The organism is Acinetobacter sp. CWB-G5 (assembly GCF_019209785.1).
Taxonomy (GTDB): Bacteria; Pseudomonadota; Gammaproteobacteria; order Pseudomonadales; family Moraxellaceae; genus Acinetobacter; species Acinetobacter johnsonii.
In genome coordinates, this window is the sequence record NZ_JAHUTF010000001.1 from 636,389 (window position 1) to 656,376 (window position 19,988).

The 19,988-nt window shown below is 41.6% G+C and carries 13 protein-coding genes; 4 read left to right on the plus strand and 9 right to left on the minus strand.

From position 1 onward, the window contains the following. Positions 1-6: 6 nt before the first annotated feature. The 6 genes from KVY11_RS03135 to pilG form a co-directional block, all read right to left on the minus strand. Entirely contained in the window at positions 7-468 is a 462-nt protein-coding gene (locus tag KVY11_RS03135; protein ID WP_218288070.1) for a hypothetical protein, read from the minus strand. 4 nt (positions 469-472) lie between these two features. Continuing rightward, positions 473-4,951, minus strand: coding sequence for an Hpt domain-containing protein (locus tag KVY11_RS03140; RefSeq protein WP_218288071.1), 4,479 nt, complete (start codon positions 4,949-4,951; stop codon positions 473-475). Between the two features lie 164 nt (positions 4,952-5,115). Further along, positions 5,116-7,188: a methyl-accepting chemotaxis protein gene (locus tag KVY11_RS03145; protein WP_218288072.1), complete on the minus strand. Its 2,073-nt coding sequence runs from the start codon at positions 7,186-7,188 to the stop codon at positions 5,116-5,118. A 50-nt stretch (positions 7,189-7,238) separates the two neighbouring features. Further along, positions 7,239-7,775, minus strand: coding sequence for a chemotaxis protein CheW (locus KVY11_RS03150; protein ID WP_004694490.1), 537 nt, complete (start codon positions 7,773-7,775; stop codon positions 7,239-7,241). Between the two features lie 5 nt (positions 7,776-7,780). Beyond that, positions 7,781-8,149 (minus strand): response regulator, encoded by a 369-nt coding sequence (locus KVY11_RS03155; protein WP_004694491.1) that lies wholly within the window; start codon positions 8,147-8,149, stop codon positions 7,781-7,783. A 27-nt stretch (positions 8,150-8,176) separates the two neighbouring features. Then, positions 8,177-8,560, minus strand: coding sequence for a twitching motility response regulator PilG (pilG, locus tag KVY11_RS03160; protein ID WP_004694493.1), 384 nt, complete (start codon positions 8,558-8,560; stop codon positions 8,177-8,179). A gap of 280 nt (positions 8,561-8,840) precedes the next feature. Here pilG and KVY11_RS03165 point away from each other — a divergent pair, with 280 nt between their 5' ends. The 4 genes from KVY11_RS03165 (at position 8,841) to KVY11_RS03180 (ending at position 15,603) form a co-directional block, all read left to right on the plus strand. Further along, the gene (locus KVY11_RS03165) at positions 8,841-9,479 is read left to right on the plus strand and encodes a hypothetical protein (RefSeq protein WP_087010454.1); all 639 of its coding nucleotides are present in this window, start codon (positions 8,841-8,843) and stop codon (positions 9,477-9,479) included. A gap of 57 nt (positions 9,480-9,536) precedes the next feature. After that, positions 9,537-10,664, plus strand: coding sequence for an efflux RND transporter periplasmic adaptor subunit (locus KVY11_RS03170; protein WP_218288073.1), 1,128 nt, complete (start codon positions 9,537-9,539; stop codon positions 10,662-10,664). 20 nt (positions 10,665-10,684) lie between these two features. After that, on the plus strand, positions 10,685-13,789 hold the full coding sequence (locus KVY11_RS03175; RefSeq protein ID WP_218288074.1) for an efflux RND transporter permease subunit: 3,105 nt from the start codon (positions 10,685-10,687) through the stop codon (positions 13,787-13,789). A 95-nt stretch (positions 13,790-13,884) separates the two neighbouring features. Further along, on the plus strand, positions 13,885-15,603 hold the full coding sequence (locus KVY11_RS03180) for a proline--tRNA ligase (RefSeq protein WP_218288075.1): 1,719 nt from the start codon (positions 13,885-13,887) through the stop codon (positions 15,601-15,603). 60 nt (positions 15,604-15,663) lie between these two features. On the opposite strand, the gene KVY11_RS03185 is transcribed toward KVY11_RS03180, so the two are convergent. From KVY11_RS03185 to KVY11_RS03195, 3 genes are read right to left on the minus strand one after another with little or no spacing between them, the layout of a single operon-like run. Next, a complete protein-coding gene (locus KVY11_RS03185; RefSeq protein ID WP_087010446.1) occupies positions 15,664-16,959 on the minus strand; it encodes a hypothetical protein in 1,296 nt (431 codons plus the stop codon). Positions 16,960-16,983: 24 nt separating this feature from the next. Next, positions 16,984-19,269 (minus strand): DUF6160 family protein, encoded by a 2,286-nt coding sequence (locus KVY11_RS03190; protein ID WP_218288076.1) that lies wholly within the window; start codon positions 19,267-19,269, stop codon positions 16,984-16,986. Between the two features lie 26 nt (positions 19,270-19,295). After that, entirely contained in the window at positions 19,296-19,979 is a 684-nt protein-coding gene (locus tag KVY11_RS03195) for a hypothetical protein (protein ID WP_218288077.1), read from the minus strand. Between the last annotated feature and the right edge of the window lie 9 nt (positions 19,980-19,988).

Consider the following 19,988-nt stretch of genomic DNA (forward strand, 5'->3'; position numbering starts at 1 on the left):
TCAAACTTAAGTAGAAAGACCTAAACTGGCCTGAATTTTATTTAAATTCGGTATGTGGTAAGTCTCATCCCCCATACGCACCATCTGGAAAATGGTGGGATCATTCACAGGGCTTTCATCATCAACAATTTCAGAAATACGCAAACGAATTGACTTCGGCATTTCATTACACATCAAAGCAAAGCGCTGAGAAGCATCATCCCCCTCAATTACCAGCGCCACACCTTCCGTTTGGTCTGGACGGTTGATGGCATAAACAGGCAAATGTAGATCATGCCATTCCACCGTTTTCACTTGCGTATCACTATCGAGCGCTGAAAGTACAATATTTTGTGGCAAGAGCATGGGGTTTTTACCATGACATTCAATAATATAAGCATCAATAAAACCTGTTGATACTGTAATCAGATATTGCAATTCTTGCTGACTGATTTGCTCATTCATGCTCTTTGAAACATTTGCATTCATTTATTTACCCCTGATTTTCAGCCAATAGCTGCTGAATGTTGGCAAGTAATTCTGCCTCTTGGAATGGTTTGCCCATGTAGTGCGTCACACCCAAGCTGAAAGCACGTTCACGGTGTTTTTCACCCGTACGCGATGTAATCATAATAATCGGCAAGTTCTGGTGAATTTCATGGTGACGAACCAAGTTCGTTACTTCGAAACCATCCATACGTGGCATTTCAATATCCAGCAACATCAAGTCTGGTTTAACGCTCTCCAACTGCTCCATCGCATCGACACCGTCTTTAGCAGTCACAATATCAAAGCCTTGGCGCTCTAATAAGCGCGATGTGACCTTACGAACCGTGACCGAGTCATCCACAATCATCACTAAACGACGCATATCCTGATGACGACCAAAGTCACGGTGATCGGCTGCATGCGTTACACGCTTGGTACTTAAAATCTGACGTGCGATGTTCTGACCATCTAAAATCAAGCAGACATGACCATCACCCAAAATCGTTGCACCCGCAATTGCACCAATGCTGGCAAACTGTTGTCCAACGGGCTTCACTACAATTTGCGCACGTGAACCAATCAGCTGATCAACCAATAAGGCAATGGTTTGTCCACTATTGCCTTTAATCAATAACACCGGCAATGAATGTCCAATATTACTCAAACGCGGAATCGGCTGATTGGATAAAAACTCAGATAAATAGCGCAGTTTATAACTCACACCATCAATTTTGAATTGGTCATCTTTGCTGTGGAAATAGTGATCCAATGCTGTTGGAGCAATACGCACAATACGATCAATCTGCGCCAATGGAATCGCATATTGTTGATCGCCTGCTTTCACCATCAAGGCATCACTCACCGCTACCGTAGTCGGTACGCGAATAATGAAGGTCGTGCCGAATCCAACTTCCGATTCAACCGTGACATGTCCACCCAGTGCTTTAATTTCACTTTGCACCACATCAAGACCGACACCACGTCCAGAAATTTGCGTCACTTCTTTGGCTGTACTGAAACCCGGATGGAAAATAAACTGTAAGATTTCCTGTTTATCCAACACTTGATCGGCTTTAATTAAACCTAAGTTTAGCGCTTTCGCTTTAATCGTGCTTTCATCAATACCTTTACCATCATCTTTAAAGCTGACGATAACGTCTGTACCTTGACGGCTAATGTTTAGTTCAATTTGGCCTGTCGCTGATTTTTTCGCAGCGCTACGTTGTTCCGCATCTTCAATACCGTGGTCGATTGCGTTACGTAGCATATGCTCAAACGGCGTAACCAAACGTTCAAGAATCGTACGATCCAACTCACCTTCGGTGTTATGAACGACTAATTCCGTTGGGCGGTTTAAGGTTGATGCGGTCTGACGCACAATACGCTGCAAACGAGGCAACATACGTGAAAACGGTACCAAACGTGTCCGCATTAAGCTTTCTTGAATCTCTGCTTGAATACGGGATTGTTGTAATAACAAGCCTTCCGCATCACGAATTTTCTCAGCCAAAGTGCTCTTGAAGTCGACCAAATCCGAAGCTGATTCGGCTAAGGATTTAGACAATTGATTCAGCGATGAATATTGGTCCATTTCCAAGGGGTCAAAGTCTGCGTAGCGCGAGTTTTCAGAACCATGCTTCGCAATAATTTGACTCTCAAGCTCGCCTTCCATTCGACGTAACTGATCTGCCAAACGCTTAATTGCAAGCTCCATCTCGTTCAACGTATTGCCGAGTTGACCTAAATCCATTTCAATACGTGAACGGTTAATTGCATTTTCACCGGACAGGTCGATCATTTTTTCAACCAAATCAGCTGAGATACGGATCATCTCATTACCGCCATCCAAGTGAGTCGTTTCTTTCCACTCACCCAGCATTGCTGGCGGCTCAGTACCATCACCCTGCACAAACTCAAAACTTGGTACCGCATTGAGTAAATCAATTTGAGTTACACGCGTCGGTAATTGCGCAATCACATCCACATAATCAATAGATGCTAAGCTGTTTTTCAAACCATCATAATTACTAAAATCACGTTTGAAGATGGCTTGTTTTAACCATTCAAATGCGGTTTGCAATAATGGGTCATACACGTTTGAACTGAAATTATGTACAGCAAATTGCTCAAATGTGGTTTCTAGTTCATAAGCAATCGCACCAACGGGTTCATTCTCCGCCATACGCGCGCCGCCTTTTAAGCTGTGCGCGGCACGTTGCAATTGTAGTAACACACTACGGTCACTACGTTGTTCAGTCCACTGTTTCAGTAAGCCATCCGTAGTCGCTAAAATTTCTTCAGCTTCTTCCAAGAAGGTTTCTTCAACAATTGATAAAAGACTAGCTGCTTCTTCTTGGACAAGTGACGGAGTATCCAGCTGTTCAACGACAGTAACGTCAGTGTTATCAACTACACTCGGCTCTTCAATCGCAGTTGCTGACTCAACAGCAGTTATTTCAACTTCAATTATTCTGTCTACATTAGATAAAGGTTCTTGAACTAGAGGTTGAGTCTCTTCAATTGCTGCGACAACCGCCTCAACCAAAGGCTCAGATACTGTAGTTGTAAAAGTCGTACCCTCAACTAAGCTCTGAATGTTATGCAGTACATTGATGGTCGCTGTTGCTGGATAATCAACCTTATCGGTACGAATGACCTGAATTCGGTCTGTGACGTCATCCTGTACTAAGCGAATGATGCTGATCAACTGTGGCGTTGTGGCTATTTGCTGACGAATCACACGCTCATAAATAGACTCTAATTCGTGTGCAATCGAACCAATAAAAGGTGCAGAAATCATATTGGCACCACCTTTTAAGGTGTGCAAATAACGCATTAAATTATTGAGTGCCGCGGTATCATTGCTATTTTTAGACCAAGTATTAAGATCCTGATCCATCCCCATCAATAATTCTTCAGCTTCTTCCAAGAAGATATCAAGCAAATCATCATCAAAATCGGTATTGGCTGTATTCGATTGCTTGTACTGATGATCCGATGCAATTTGCTGCGAAATCTGTGCAAGATCAAGGCTTGGTTGTAAAGTATTTCCAGAAACAATAGCCTCAGCAACAGGTTCAATTGCCGTCGTCGAAGTCGAATCAACATCTTGCTGTACAAAGGCCATTAATTCATTCAGAACTTTATGTACATCTTCAGTCAGAATGACGCGCTGACCAGCTGCTAAAGTATCAAATAAATGGATAAATTCTTGATGTGCCTGACCAAATAACTCATATGCATAGTCTACATTAAGTAATTCTGGCTTTTCCAGTAAGGCTTGATAACCCGCATATAGCTCAGAAGTAAAGTCATGAATTCCTTGAGCAGCACGGTTATTGGTAAATTCTAGCAATTGTTTTGCTTGTTCACCTAAGTGCTGAATATATTCAGGATATTCAACCTTAGCACGCTGATCAAACTCAAACTCGGCATCAAGCAACAGATCAATATTTAACTCGATCAGCTTCGAGACCATACCTTGTGGGTTTAGCTCATCATCTACGTCTTCTATACTGAAACCATAGTTATCCCAAGCCGTAGTGAACGTGGCATAAATCACGTCAAGCTGTTCGTTCGTACCACGCCCAAGCACATGTAAATAGTCACGTACAAATTCAGCATATTGGGTGAGTAAAGAGATTTCCTTCGAGGTAGAAACAATTTCTTCTTGTACCAAGGTTTTAAATAGATTTTCAACTTTTGAGCTAGCATTAAAGACATGCTCAATTTGCGCCATAGACGAACTACCGCGCAATGTATGTAAAGCGCGGATTAAACCATTGTAATCTTGTACTTTGGTTTCATCTGCATTTAAGAACTGATCGATAGTCGCTAAATGGTCTTCCGCTTCTTCAATGAAGATCGCTAAAGTTTCTTCAAGGACATCATGCACTTGATCATCCTGCTCAGAAACGTCTGCAACTTGTGGCTCAGATTCAGCCACTTCAATATCGCTCAGCTCTAATCCCGTCACGACATCATTACTATTTAGATGATTAGACAGTTGTAGCAACTCTTCTAGTGCAGGTTCTAAACTTTGATTTAGTTGTAATTGTTGTCCAATTAAAACCAGTGGTCGAAGGTCAAGATCAATCTTCTGTACCGCTTTGAATATCGGATACAGTTTAAATTGAAACAGTTTGAATACTGTTTTAGCAAATTTTTGAACCGTTGCTGTAAGCGGTACAGCCCCTGAAATCACACGATTTAAGGTGTCTTCAACTGCCCACGCCGTTTCACCTGCTGACTTTGCCCCTACCATACGACCAGAACCTTTTAAGGTATGGAAGTGACGACGTATGCTCAACAAGGTTTCTTGATGTGTCGGTTCAGCGTACCACTTTTCAAATAATGGATCTAACTCAACGAAGATTTCTTCAATTTCTTCAACAAAAATTTCAAGAATTTCTGCATCTTGATCTAGATAACTATCTTCCGGAAGCGTTGTCGTTTCAACTAAATGTTTTAATATTTCTTTCATAGCTAAGGCTTCTTGCGTTGTCAGCTACCCAAAAAGGTGCATAAACTTCATTATAACCATCATCCCAAACCAGTCTTTTTGCTCAAGCTAATTGGGTTGATGTGTATCCTGATTTTGGTATGCCACTCAAGCGATGAGCAGCATACCCTCCCCAAAGCAAGTGCTTAATCAGGCAGTTTAAAGTCTGTTACAGACTCACGTAACGCTTCCGCCATGTTCGCAAGTTCAGAGACTGAACGGGCTGTATCGAAAGTCGCAGTGGTGGTTTGTGAGGTAATTTCTTGTACGACATTCATCGTAGTTGCAATATGACCTGCAGATGCGGATTGTAGCTTTGCTGCATCAGAAATGTTTGCAATCAATTTCGCCAAATTACCCGATACGTTTTGAATCTCATCCAGTGCAACACCCGCATCCTTAGATAAGTTCGCACCACGTACAACCTCAGACGTGGTTTGTTCCATCGAAATTACAGCTTCATTGGTATCGGTCTGAATGGTTTTTACCAGTGTTTCAATCTGTTTGGTTGCTGAAGCAGAACGTTCTGCAAGACGCTGTACTTCATCCGCAACCACGGCGAAACCACGACCTGCTTCACCTGCCATCGATGCTTGAATCGCTGCGTTTAAAGCCAAGATGTTCGTTTGGTCGGCAATATCGTTAATCAAGGCAACGATGTTACCAATCTCTTGCGAAGATTCACCCAAACGTTTAATACGTTTAGAGGTTTCTTGAATCTGCTCACGAATGATATCCATACCTTCAATTGAACGGTTTACAACATTCGCGCCATTTGCAGCAATTTTTACTGAACGTTCTGCTACCACCGCTGATTCTTCAGCGTTTGAAGATACTTGGTCAATTGACATTGCCATTTCGTTAATCGCAGCAGATGCACCCGCAATTTCTTGTGCTTGGTGTTCAGATGCTTCGGCTAACTGGTTGGTAATCCCCTGAGTACTTGCCGTATATTGCGCAACCTCTTGAGAAGTTTCGGTAATACGCGATACAAGGTCACGTAATTGGTCAATTGCGAAGTTAATCGAGTCGGCAATTGCACCCGTGAAGTCCTCAGATACCGTTGCATATGAGCGTAAATCACCATCTGCAAGATCGGCAATCTCATCTAGTAAACGTAAAATCGCGTTTTGGTTACGGTCATATTCATCTTGTAGACGAGATACACGTTTTTTATCTGATTCGCCACGAAGTACGAGTAATTTAAATACACAAAATAAGAAAGCAATCAGGGCTAGAATTAAACCTAAGGCAGGAATTGCAATTGCTAAACCTGTACCACCTGACAATTTGTTCAAATTACTTAACAAAGCATCCGACTGTTCAAAAATCGATGATGACGCTTGGCGTACTTTAACGATTTGTGATGAGTTCTTTAAGACCGTTGCTGCTGCCGACTTCAGTACATCATCATATTCTGATTGAATACTGGTTAAAGAGTCACGCATTTCAGGGTCATTAATACGCTCTACACCTAAGTCCGCACTGCCATTTAACTGTGCGTTTAAGTATGACGCGAAGGTTTCTGTATCTGAGCTAAAGTCATCCGCAGATTCACGTGAGTTGGCTGAACCTGTTAATACCGAACCAATTGAGCGTAAAATACGTTCTGCGATGAATACTTGGTTTTTTGCAATTACGACTTGGTTGGCTGGCACATTTTGACGTGCCATTTGGTCAACCATTAAGTTGTATTCGGCCTGAATCCCCGGAATACTTTCACTAATCGCGATGTTGGTATCGTAGAGTTGGTTAATGATTTTTTGTTGTGATGCAATTAAATCAATATTTTCAGAAACTTTTTTCCACTGCGTATCTACTTCACGCAGTGCATCTGTACTCGCGTGAATATCTTTTACTATTTCTAAGTTTTCAGCAAAAGACTTTTGTGATTCTGTCAGTTTTTTAATGGCTTCAGGTGTACCTGATGCTGTTGCTTCAGTTGCCTGACGCGAAATCGTTTGCGATAAAAGACGTAAATCACCCAAGCTACGGGTGAATTCGTTATTTCGAGGTACGCTATAGAATAGGTACAACAGTAAGAAAATTGCCAGTACGATACAAAATGCCGCACCCAAAATTAATGGCTTGGACTTTTCACTATCACCAAATACACGTGAAAACTGTTCCGTCTGTGATTGAAGTTTTGCTACTAAAGCATTTCCACCTGAGCGGTTAGTGCTTCCATCCGTATTTTTCTTTTTAAGTTTAAAGCCCATGCAGCTTCTCCCCGATTTACGCCGTTATAATTTCGCGCGCGACAATGATATTAATTTATAAATTTTATAGATGCGTTCATATACTTTGGATTGTCTAATAAGCGACTGAATAAGAAAACATGCCATTGTTGGTTGTGTTGGTGAAAATACCCTTGGCAATATTCTTTTAAATTCCGATCTAAATCTTCATGTTTAGAAAAGAAACTCTTCTTATTAAAGTGCTGAATCCCCAGAACCTGATCTACAACTAAACCGACATAGTGGTCATTGTGACTAATACAGAGTACTTTTTGAGTTGGTGAATATGCACTACGATGCCCTGATACATAGTGCGCTAAATCAGCAACAGAAAGTAAACGTCCTCGAATATTGGCCAAACCCACAACCCAAGGCTGAGTATTTGGCACTAAGGTATATTTCGGAGGATAAATTACCTCTGCAACTTCACCTAATGGCGCAACGAAATATTGCCCCATCATCTCAAAAGCAATGCCCGACCAGCGGTTTACCTCATTTTCGTTTGAAACGTAGTTTTTATTACCACGTTTAGCAAGTCGAAGTAATTCGATAAATCCATTTGCTGCCATAGAGCTTATCCTGCGTTCAGGTGTTGCTTAATCACATCAATCAGTTGGTTTTCATCAACAGGCTTGGTTAAATAATCACATGCACCTTGACGCTTACCCCATACACGGTCTGTAGCTTGGTCTTTAGTACTGACGATCACTACGGGAATGTGTTTTGTTGTTGCGCCACGCGCAATTTGACGGGTTGCTTGAAACCCGTTAACGCCTGGCATCACCACATCCATCAACACTAGATCAGGAAGTTCAGCTTGAGCCATGGTTACACCATCGGCACCATTCGACGCTTCAATCACTTCAAAACCGTGTTTCCCCAAAATTTCTTTAAAGCGGAATGTCTCTGTAGGTGAGTCATCCACAATTAAAATACGCGCCATAATTTTCCCCAATTACACTTATATTATTTATGCTGAAACATGATTACGAATCGCATTTAATAATTCATCTTTACTAAACGGCTTTGTTAAATATTCATCTGAACCGACAACACGCCCTTTGGCTTGGTCAAATAGACCATCTTTGCTAGAGAGCATGACGACAGGAATATTTTGATAATTTTGTGAGTTTTTGATTAATGCACACGTTTGATAGCCATCTAGACGCGGCATCATAATGTCGACAAATACGATATCAGGATTTGCTTGAGCAATTTTTGACAATGCGTCAAAACCATCGACAGCAGTCACAACTTCACAACCCTCACGTTGTAATAATGTTTCAGCTGTACGACGAATGGTTTTTGAATCATCAATGACCATTACTTTTAGATTCTGGAATTTATCGTCCATTTAATATGACCCTTCCCATTTTTAGAATGTTTGTAGAAACAGATTCGTAGACGCTTTACAAGTTACGTACACTTTTAACATATATTTACTTATATTTTCAACGAACAGTTTCCGCATAAAACCACACTTCATCTTCTTTTTAAGAACGGCTTCACACTTTCCTATACCCGTCGATTTTTTTTTGACTGATTATATTTTTTATTCCTAAATTTAGGACTAATATAGCACTATTTATTGCTTGTAAATAAGTAATTTAGTCAACTTTAAACTGGGGGTATCGATGCTTAGGGAGTTTAATCACAAACTTGCTTTGATCGTGAAAAAAAGGATGACTGCGAAAGTCATTTTGCTGGCTTTGCTAAGTTTGCAGACCATCTCGATTATGGCCGATCCACCTAAAGCGGTCTGGTATCGATATTACGACAGTAAAGGCATCGCGAACGTCAGTAGTAGTGTCACCCCCAACCATATTCGTTATGGTTATGAAGCACTCGATAGCAACATGCAAGTGATTCAACGGGCTCGTCCATACAACGCAGAAAAAGATGCGCAATATGCGCCACAACGCGCAGCTGCGGCCAAGCAACGCGAGTCAGATCTTAAATTAAAACGCGCTTATACCAACAGCCAAGTCGCCACTCAGAAACGCAATACCGCCCTTTCCTATATCTTAAAGCAGATTAAGTTCCAGCAAGATGAATTAAAACAATTACAGAATGACCGTATTGGATTCTTACGCCAAGAAAAAGAGAACATGCGTAAAGGCAAAAGCAATCCGAAACCGCTCCAAGATATGATTGATTATAATTCCAAAAATATTGTGATGAAAAAAGAGCAAATACAATCGTTACAAAGTCACTATCGTAATACCAAGGCTGAATACGACAGAATTATTGCTCGTTTAAAAACACTTGAATAATCTGCGTCTTATTTACAGTGTGCTGACTTTCGCCGCTAGACCAAAGGATTTGACTCAATGCAGGCTGCACTACGTATAAAAAACAAATTAAGCCGCCAAGTGCTCCCTATTTTAAAACTCAGTCCGCTGTGTTTGTGCTTACTCATCTCTGCCTGCCAAAAACAAGATGAAGTCACCTCCCCTACTTCGTCTACAGCTAAAATCGAGCTGATAGCACAAGACTTGGTTCAGTTCCAAGAAGGGCCTTCTATCCAACGTACAGCTTTTACTGGCACCATTCGAGCCGTCAATCAAAGTTCCATTCAGGCTCAAGTGACAGCGACAGCCACCGCCGTCTCCGCTCAAGTTGGACAAGCCGTTCAGAAAGGGCAAGTACTGGTTCGATTGAACAATCAAGATAATGCTGCGCGTTTTGCCCAAGCTCAAGCCAATCTTGCATCAACTCAAGCCCAAGCCAATCTTGCAAAAAGCATGGTTCAAAGAAAAAAACGTTTACTCGATCAGGGCTTTATTTCTAAAGTGGAATATGAACAAAGCCTTGTGGACTATCAAGCTCAATTAGAAAATGTTCGTGCGCAACAAGCCAATGTTGATATTGCCGAAAAAGCGGATCGCGATGGCACTATTTTAAGCCCGATTTCAGGGGTTATTACTCAACGTCAGGTAGAACCTGGACAAACAGTATCCGCAGGACAAACCCTATTTGAAATCATTGACCCGAGTCATTTAGAAATACAGGCCAAAATTCCAAGTGATCTACAAGCCGCTTTAAGTTTGGGAGAAAAAATTGAATATCAACTGCAAGGCAATCCCCAAAAACTGACAGCCAAACTTACTCGTATTTCCCCGATTGCAGATCCCGCAAGCCGTCAAATTGAGTTCTTTGCTCAGCCAATTGAAAGTATTAATTCATTGAGTATCGGGACCTTTGTGGAGGGCGACATACTTGGTTCACAGTCCATCTCAGGGCAAATTATCCCGCTCGATACCATTCAAGATATACAAAATTCGCCTTATGTTTGGGTGATTCGCCACAATAAAATTGAACGTATTCACATAAAAGTATTGGAACAACGCTATAGCAACAACAGTGCTGTGGTTCAGGGACTACAAACTGGCGACCGCATCAGTCGTATAAAGTTTAATGAAAAAGATTTGCATCAAATGGTGACAATCAATCCATAAAATAAGAAAAGGTTGTTGCTATGTGGTTAACCCGTATTAGTGTGAAATATCCTGTTTTTACCATCATGATGATGTTTTGTCTGATGGTTTTAGGCTTAGCCTCTTGGCAAAGAATGGGAGTTGAGGAGTTTCCTGATGTCGATTTCCCCTTCGTGGTGGTGTATACCACATATCCAGGAGCATCGCCTGAAACAGTTGAGTCTGAAATTACCAAGAAAATGGAAGATCAAATCAATACCATTTCAGGTTTAAAACAGGTCATTTCACAATCTAGCGAAGGCTTATCGACCATTATTGCTGAGTTTGATCTCGATGTTTCTTCTGCTATAGCCGCGCAAGATGTCCGCGATAAAATTGCACCGGTCACCGCTGAGTTTCGAGACGAAATTCAAGACCCAATTGTTGAACGTTACGATCCTTCTGCCAATGCCGTGATGTCAATTGTATTTGAATCACAAAACATGTCACTGAAAGACCTCAGTTCTTATTTGGATCAGCGCATCGTTCCGCAGTTTAGAACCGTTTCTGGTGTCGGGACAGTCAACTTATTGGGTGATGCCAAGCGACAAATTCGCATACAGATTGAACCCCACAAACTACAAAGTTTTGGGATTGGTATTGACCAGATCATCAACACGCTAAAAGCTGAAAATGTCGAGGTTCCGGGTGGAACATTGAAACATGGTAATAGTGAACTTGTGGTCGAAATCAAGTCTAAAGTGATTCATCCTTTAGCCTTCGGCGATTTAGTGATTGCCAATAAAAATGGTGTACCGATTTATTTGCGCCAAGTTGCAAGCATTTCAGACAGCCAAGCCGAACTTGAGTCGAGTGCCTATTTAGATGGTAAAACCGCGGTTGCGATTGATATTTTACGCAGTTCCGATTCAAATGTGATTGATGTAGTCGATGGTGCTTATGAGACCTTAGCAGATATCCAAAAACAGTTACCTGAAGGCACCACAGCAAAAGTCGTGGTAGATTCATCCAAAGGCATTCGTAATAGCATCACCGATGTTGCACGTACCATTATTGAGGGTGCAGCTCTTGCCGTTTTGATTGTCCTGCTGTTTTTAGGCTCGTTCCGTTCCACCGCCATTACAGGCATGACGTTGCCGATTGCTCTTCTTGGCACTCTGACGTTTATTTGGATCTTCGGCTTTAGCATCAACATGATGACCTTACTGGCACTATCACTCAGTATTGGTCTACTGATTGATGATGCGATTGTGGTCCGTGAAAATATTGTGCGACATGCAGACATGGGCAAAGACCCTGTCACAGCAGCCCTTGATGGCACCAAAGAAATTGGACTCGCTGTTTTAGCCACCACCTTAACCATTGTTGCGGTGTTTTTACCTGTGGCATTTATGGGTGGTATTATCGGTCGCTTTTTCTATCAGTTTGGCGTAACCGTCAGTACTGCTGTGCTGATCTCCATGTTTGTCAGCTTTACTTTAGATCCCATGCTATCTGCACATTGGGCTGAAAAGCATAATCCACATAAACCACCCAATCGAGTCAAACGTTTCTTCAATTGGATTTCTGGCAAACTAGATAATCTCAGCCATGACTATGAGAAATTACTCAAGCTTGCTCTGCGCTTCCGATTCATCACCCTCATGATTGCTGTGGCTTCACTGTTCGGTGCATTAGGCTTATCTAAACTAATTGGAACAGAGTTTGTCCCTGTTCCAGATAAAGGTGAGATTCGGATTAAGTTCGAAACACCTGTCGACGCCTCTTTGGAATATTCACAAGCCAAACTGCTGCAAGTCGATAAAATTATTCAGCAGCACCCTGACGTTCGAGCAACTTATGCGGTGATTAATGGCGTTACGGATCGTGGTAAAAACCATGTCAGTATTCGCGTAACCGTTACGCCACGCACAGAGCGTAAGAAAAGCTTAACCGACTTAAACAATGAGTTCCGCCAACGCCTACAACAAGTAGGTGGCATTACTGTGACCTCAATTGCCTCGGCAGATGAAACGGTATCGGGCGGACAAAAGCCCGTAATGATTTCCATCAAAGGTCCTGACTTAGCTGAACTCCAGAAGATATCAGACCGCTTTATGGCTGAAATTGCGCAAGTCAAAGGCATTGTCGACTTAGAAAGCTCACTTAAAGCCCCTAAACCGACTTTAGGCGTGCATATTAATCGGGTCTTAGCCAGCGATTTAGGACTATCGGTCAACCAAATTGCCAATGTCATTCGCCCACTGATTGCAGGGGATGATGTCACCACATGGCAAGATGACAAAGGCGAAACTTATGACGTTAACCTGCGCCTAACTGAAAATGCGCGTAGCTTACCTAGTGATGTACAAAACCTTTACCTCACATCGCAAAAAACGGATGCCAATGGTCAAGCTTTATTGATTCCCCTTTCTAGCGTTGCGCATTTAGAGCAAAGTCTGGGGGCATCGCAGATTAATCGTCGCGATCTAGCACGGGAGGTTTTAGTCGAAGCCAACACCGCAGGTCGCCCTGCAGGCGATATTGGCGCCGATATTAAAAAAATTGAAGACAACTTTGACCTTCCAGCAGGTTATAGCTTTGACACGCAAGGTTCAAACAAAGACATGGCTGAATCTGCAGGTTATGCCATGACCGCAATCACCTTATCCATTGTGTTTATTTATATTGTGCTAGGTTCGCAGTTCAATAGTTTTATTCACCCTGCGGCGATTATGGCTTCCCTGCCACTATCATTGATTGGGGTATTTTTAGCACTCTTCTTATTTAACTCCACCATGAACTTGTTTTCTATTATCGGTATTATCATGTTGATGGGTCTGGTGACCAAAAATGCAATTCTATTGATCGATTTCATTAAAAAAGCCATGGATCACGGCGTTGATCGTTATCAAGCGATTATTGATGCGGGTAAAACACGTTTACGCCCTATTTTGATGACTACTAGTGCTATGGTGATGGGCATGGTGCCTCTGGCTTTAGGGCTAGGTGAAGGAGGTGAACAAAGTGCACCGATGGCACATGCAGTGATCGGCGGTGTCATTACATCGACACTGCTGACCTTAGTGGTGGTTCCTGTGATCTTCACCTATTTAGATGACTTTAAGAACTTTATGCTGCGTCAAGCACGTAAAATCATGTCATAATAATCGACATTTTTCTGAGGCGGTGTCGACATGCCTCCTCATTTTTTATCGTATAATCTTTGACTTTCAAAGTTTAAAATTTTAGGACAGTTTCCATGCGCGCGAGTCGCTTTTTATTTGCAACGTTAAGAGAAACCCCAAATGACGCAGAAGTGATTTCACATCAACTAATGCTACGTGCTGGGATGATTCGTAAATTGGCTTCAGGTTTATATACTTGGCTGCCGATGGGCGTTCGCGTATTAAATAAAGTTGCAGCGATCGTTCATGAAGAAATGAACAATGCGGGTTCACTCGAAGTCCTGATGCCCGTAACTCAACCAGCATCTTTATGGGAAGAATCTGGTCGATATGTCCAATACGGCCCGGAACTGCTTCGTTTCAAAGACCGTCACGGCAACCCTTTCGTGCTTGGTCCTACCCACGAAGAAGTCATAACCGATCTTGCGCGCAATGAACTCAAAAGCTATAAACAATTGCCTGCAAACTTCTATCAAGTACAAACCAAATTCCGTGATGAAATTCGTCCACGTTTCGGTGTAATGCGTTCACGTGAATTTATCATGAAAGATGCTTATTCTTTCCACGCAAACCAAGAATCACTGCAAGAAACCTATGACATCATGTATGGAGCGTACTGCAAAATCTTTAGCCGTTTAGGTTTAGATTTCCGTCCAGTACAAGCAGATACAGGTTCAATTGGTGGTTCAGGCTCACATGAATTCCACGTATTAGCATCAAGTGGTGAAGATGATATCGCCTTCTCGACTGAATCTGAATATGCGGCAAATATTGAAATGGCTGAGGCTATTTTAGTCGGTGAACGTGCAGCGCCAACCAAAGCATTAGAAGTTGTCGATACACCAAATCAAAAAACCATTGCAGACGTCTCTAACTTCTTAAAATCTGATCCTGCACACTCTGTAAAAGCCTTGTTAGTACAAGGTATTGCAGCCGAAGAAGGCCAAGCAACACCGGTAGTGGCATTGTTCTTACGTGGCGATCATGAGCTAAATGAAATTAAAGCCGAGAAGCATCCGCGCATTGCATCACCATTAACTTTTGCAACAGAAGAACAACTTGCTGCACTGGGTTTAACCGCTGGTTTCTGTGGACCACAAGGCTTGGTAGAAAAAGGCTTAACGGTCATTGTCGACCGTGCTGCATCAGTACTGTCTGACTTTGTTGCAGGTGCAAATGAGGTTGATAAACACGTGACAGGTCTCAACTGGGAACGTGATGCACAGTTCACTGAAGTTTATGACTTACGTAATGTGGTTGAGGGTGATCCGTCTCCAGACGGTAAAGGTACGCTGCAAATTAAACGTGGTATCGAAGTTGGGCATATTTTCCAACTGGGTCAAAAGTATTCAGAAGCTTTGGGTTGTAAAGTTTTAGGTGAAGATGGTAAGCCATTTACTGTAACCATGGGTTGTTACGGTATTGGTGTAACACGTGTAGTTGCCTCTGCAATTGAGCAAAACTTTGACGAAAAAGGCATTATTTGGCCTATAGCTATTGCACCGTTTGAAGTTGCCATTGTGCCGATGAATGCACATAAGTCTCCACGCACTTTGGAAGCAGCTGAAGCACTGTACGCTGAACTTACGGCAGCAGGTTATGATGTTTTGCTGGATGATCGTAACGAACGTCCAGGCGTGAAATTCTCAGACCTTGAGCTTACAGGTATTCCTCACCGTATTGTGATTGGTGAGAAAGGCTTGGATGCAGGTACTTTTGAATATAAAGGCCGTCGTGATGCTGAATCTGTAAACATTTCTAAAGAAGAGTTATTGGCGAAAATTGCAAAATAATTCATTTTAGAATAAAAAAATCCCGCGATATATGCGGGATTTTTTTATGGGATCATATATTTAGCAGAACTTTAAACCACCGTAGCAGTTCGATCTAAAGTTTTGCCCTTGTAAACTTAAATTAGTCAGTGGGAAATCTAAAGTTGTAGAATTCATTGGAACATTACCAACTGCTAAGTCACTCCCCAAAGCACACTGAAAAAGTAAATCTCCACATGGCCTTGGATGCTCAGTTAAATCTTTATTAATCCCTGCAATGGTTTGTTTTAGAACCTCATTGGTAATTGCTACTTTGGTGGTTGGACTTAAGCTACCAAGTTCAACTTCGTCTTCCATCGCTAGCCACCATCCTTTATTCGCACCAACTGCAGCCCCCGTCCATAGGATATCTTGTGATTGCAAAGATAGTGATGCAGGATTGTTTAAATACAGCGCATGAATTAAACCTAAACTCTGATTCACAGTGATATCCGTTTTTAATCCCGTAATATTCCCTGTTACCTGTTTATTCAGAGGCACGCCGCCGAGTACTGTTGCAGTAAGAGGACCTGAGAAATTGATTTGTCCAACAGTACCACTTCCTTTTAAAGTTACATCTTTCATTCGAGTTCCTGACACAATTGTCGAATTAATCGTAAAAGGTGCTGTGGTTGAACTCAGGGTTAAATTATAATTATCAGATGTGTAATCCAATGTTGTCGGAATAAATAAAATTGTTCCTGTAACCTTCCCTTTAATTTGTAAACCCGTATCTGCATACGTCATAGTACGAGCTTCTGTTACAGCAGTACCTGAAGCTGTTTTAGTTTTCATATAACCACTAAAGGTATTAATACCATTTGGCGTCGAAGTATTCTCTGTACCAAGCGTCATTAAACCTTTAATCTTTTCAGCACTGACGCGAAAACCGAGTACTTCACGTGTTGCGGCTGAAGTCGGATTTTTAATCGCAAACTGAATGAACGGGTTTGTGATTAGTGCCGAAGTTGCTGCACGTTGATCAGAAGTGTAGTTTGGATCATCGGGTAGTCCACTTAAACCAATATGATCGATATCAATATCACAACTGTTCGCTCGAATGGAATTGTTGTCGCCACCACATCCCAATTGAAGCTTCTTAATATTGGCATTCAGCTCCAATTCGGCACTTAGAGCCAACTTATAAAAACCAATGTTTGATTGATTATATGTTTTCCCTTGTGCATCGGTTGTATTTGTCCCTTGCTGAAACTCTAGATTCATCAAAGATTGACCTTCAACTTCTGACAACTCCTCGTCATTTAAAGCGGTCATCGCATAACTTTGACTCAAGCCTAATGTTGCTGTGATTAGAATTGAAATTAAAGACTTATTCATTTTATTTATTCCTTGTCATTCTTTTTAGCGCGGCGTAATCCCTAATGTGCTACGCATAGCCCCACCCGTAATGGCAATATCTGCAACCTTCTGCATGGTACCTGTTGGAGACAATGCGACCTCCGTCCTAAAGGCTGTTCCTTGTCCACCTGCTAATGCCTTATAGTTAAATTGCACTTGATTGTCGATGACAACTGAGTCCTTTTGCATATGAATTTTTCCATTCAAACCTAAGTGACCTTGCATTTTGTTTAAGTTAAAACTTGAGGTTTTTGTTGTGGTTCCATTGCTATCGGTATTACTTAAACTAATAAAACTTCCTTTTTTACTTTCATTACTCAGGTCTGTGCTACTCAACGTATTAAATTCAAAATTGGATTTAAATGACAAATAGTTGCTTTGTGGTGTCCCGCCTACAGCCTCAAGCCCAGGAATAATAAAGAGTTCGCCTTTACCATCTAACATAAAAGCAATCGATGCGAGAACATCATCTTTTTTAGCAAAGTTATTAATCGGCACGACTTCTTTGGCACAACTATTTACCCCTGCTGGGCAGTTATATAGTGCACCCGGAAGCTGCCCGATTGCGATTTCCGCATTCGCAGCAAACAATAAACTATCGGCTTTGATATAGATTTCATTTTCATTAAAACCAATCACACCATTGGCTTTAAAATATGAGTCAATATTACGTAAGCCTGTATAGTAGTTAACTTCTTCGCCATGCTTACTCATCGCACCATCAATGACAATAATAGACGTTGTTTTAGGGTTACCTTGACTATCTTCACCATAACCATCAGTTGATACTGCAATGTCATAGCCCAAGCCATCCTTCACCGTTCCAGCAGTATTGGTGTATTTCTTGGCAAAAAATGCAGCATTGGCATTGAGGTTATAAATCGGAATACCTAAGCCCCATGTCCCTTCGTTAGTATTGTTTACCGCAATCGAATTATCTGAAATAAAGCGGGCTTTACGTGCAATGGCTTGAAAATCGAGCCCACGCACAGCAATAAAAGCCATATTTGAAGCATTGCCCGTTGGCGATGGGTTATAAATCAGTTCATAGTTTTGCGCACCCAATATCGTCTTAATTTGGTCATTGACCACAAAACCCATTGAGTTGGTGCGAATGTTATTGATGTAAATCTGGCCAAAATCAATATAGGCATTTTGACTGTTTATTGCTGAATTAGGGTCAGTAGAAGAACGTACATTCAGCGGTGATAAGTTTGAAAATTCGATGGCATAACTGCCTGTACCAGTATGCCCTAATTCAAACGTTGTCGGTGTCGCAGCGCCGAGCAAACTATTCCCTGCACGGGTAAAGTCAGCCGATACATTTAAATGTAAGCCGCCCGCATTCTTAAAACCATAACCTGCAGATGCAACCACCTCATTTTCTTGAACATTACCGTTAACACGGTTGACCATATTAAACTTAGCAACACCAGTTTGGTCAGCATTCAATACGATCTTGCCATTGGTTAATGCACCCGATGCCCCTATCCGAATTAAGTTCCGGTGAGTCGAGTTTGCTGAGCCATAACGTAAATCGACGTTTAACCCCGGATTTGTGGCATTGCCTACACGGCTGTCATGCACATCAGTTTTATCTTCCACTCGACCTAAAACAACAATATTATCGCCAACACTGCCCTTTGAGGTGAGAACTACACCTTCCGTTTCATCGATATAAAGATATCCATCAGCAGATAAATTGAAGTTGAAATCTTTTAAGGTTAAATCTTGATTATTCTGTCCATAACTAATACTGGCATTCTGCAATTTAAAATCTAAATGCACCTTTGAGTCGCGGTTAAACAAACCATTCGTCGTTGCCAAGTACACTTCAAAAGGTGAAATAGTCGAAAGCTTAAAACTTCCTAAATTTTGGTCTGTTTCACCTGTTGCACAATTCGGCGAACACATCAGCATAATTTGGGCAGCCGTTGCGGTAAAAGGTGACACACTTGCAGAGAGCTGAATACCAACCCCTTGCGTACCATTGGCTAATTGTGTTGTTCCCACATCAAAATCGAGTTTGGTTTTAATGTTGTTATTACCAGTCGCCGTTTTAACGTCAATATTATGTAAACCCAGTTTAATCGGTGTTTTTCCGACTTCCGCTGGATCGATCCAATTCAATTGTTTAATGTCAACTTTTGAAGCTTCATGGGTAATTGAAATACCATCTTGACCCGTCACATCACTTAAAATCTGATCATTCAAAGCTTGTAATGCATAACTTTGATTCGCTGCACAGATACACAGTGTCAGAAGGTTTAGTTTTATTATTTTATGCATCTCAATATCCTTTTGAAACTATGGGTCTAACAGCGGCTACCCGCAGTGCCCGAGCAGTTATAACTAAAGATTTTTAGATTTCCATCCAGATGTAAGTTTCCGTGAACATTTAAGCCCATAAAACCTTGTTCCTGACCTTTATCAAAAGTGGGTACAGTTTTACTCGTACCATAACTGTTATACGTTGAGGTATTGAAATATCCATTTTCACCACTTTCTACTGAAAGGCTGGCAAAACCCAAGTTACGAATTTTAAGGGGTTTATCATCGAAAAATTTTAACAGCATCGCAGTTTGTGGCTTACCTTCTTTATTCAGAATTGTGGTACCTTCCAGCGAAAATTTATCAATTTGCATGGTGCCTTGGAACTGCTTAAACACCAGCCATTTTCGTTGCCCATTTTCCTTATGATTATTTGGAGAAATGGCGATACGACACAGTTCTAATAAAGCGCAATCTTGATTTGCGCGCATTTGATAATACGCTTCAGTGACAATAGCTCGACCATTTGCATCTACACCATTGATCCTAGAAATCGTATTTAGATTCATATCATTGGCATATTGGTGGTTGATCGATAGGGTTAAGCTCAAATCCGCGCCGCCCTGCCCAGTCACACCGACCAGCTCCGTATTATCCAAATCTACCAAACCCGCTTGAGATAACATGGATACCGCCATCAACATGGTTACACATAATTTTTTCATCATGTCGGTATC

What these genes read in the sequence shown, in the direction of transcription:
- KVY11_RS03170 (WP_218288073.1), top strand. Translation starts at nt 9,537, where the DNA reads ATGCAGGCTGCACTACGTATAAAAAACAAATTAAGCCGCCAAGTGCTC.
- KVY11_RS03155 (WP_004694491.1), bottom strand. Translation starts at nt 8,149, where the DNA reads ATGGCGCGTATTTTAATTGTGGATGACTCACCTACAGAGACATTCCGC.
- pilG (WP_004694493.1), bottom strand. Translation starts at nt 8,560, where the DNA reads ATGGACGATAAATTCCAGAATCTAAAAGTAATGGTCATTGATGATTCA.
- KVY11_RS03150 (WP_004694490.1), bottom strand. Translation starts at nt 7,775, where the DNA reads ATGGCAGCAAATGGATTTATCGAATTACTTCGACTTGCTAAACGTGGT.
- KVY11_RS03145 (WP_218288072.1), bottom strand. Translation starts at nt 7,188, where the DNA reads ATGGGCTTTAAACTTAAAAAGAAAAATACGGATGGAAGCACTAACCGC.
- KVY11_RS03140 (WP_218288071.1), bottom strand. Translation starts at nt 4,951, where the DNA reads ATGAAAGAAATATTAAAACATTTAGTTGAAACGACAACGCTTCCGGAA.
- KVY11_RS03165 (WP_087010454.1), top strand. Translation starts at nt 8,841, where the DNA reads ATGCTTAGGGAGTTTAATCACAAACTTGCTTTGATCGTGAAAAAAAGG.
- KVY11_RS03190 (WP_218288076.1), bottom strand. Translation starts at nt 19,269, where the DNA reads ATGCATAAAATAATAAAACTAAACCTTCTGACACTGTGTATCTGTGCA.
- KVY11_RS03180 (WP_218288075.1), top strand. Translation starts at nt 13,885, where the DNA reads ATGCGCGCGAGTCGCTTTTTATTTGCAACGTTAAGAGAAACCCCAAAT.
- KVY11_RS03175 (WP_218288074.1), top strand. Translation starts at nt 10,685, where the DNA reads ATGTGGTTAACCCGTATTAGTGTGAAATATCCTGTTTTTACCATCATG.
- KVY11_RS03195 (WP_218288077.1), bottom strand. Translation starts at nt 19,979, where the DNA reads ATGATGAAAAAATTATGTGTAACCATGTTGATGGCGGTATCCATGTTA.
- KVY11_RS03185 (WP_087010446.1), bottom strand. Translation starts at nt 16,959, where the DNA reads ATGAATAAGTCTTTAATTTCAATTCTAATCACAGCAACATTAGGCTTG.
- KVY11_RS03135 (WP_218288070.1), bottom strand. Translation starts at nt 468, where the DNA reads ATGAATGCAAATGTTTCAAAGAGCATGAATGAGCAAATCAGTCAGCAA.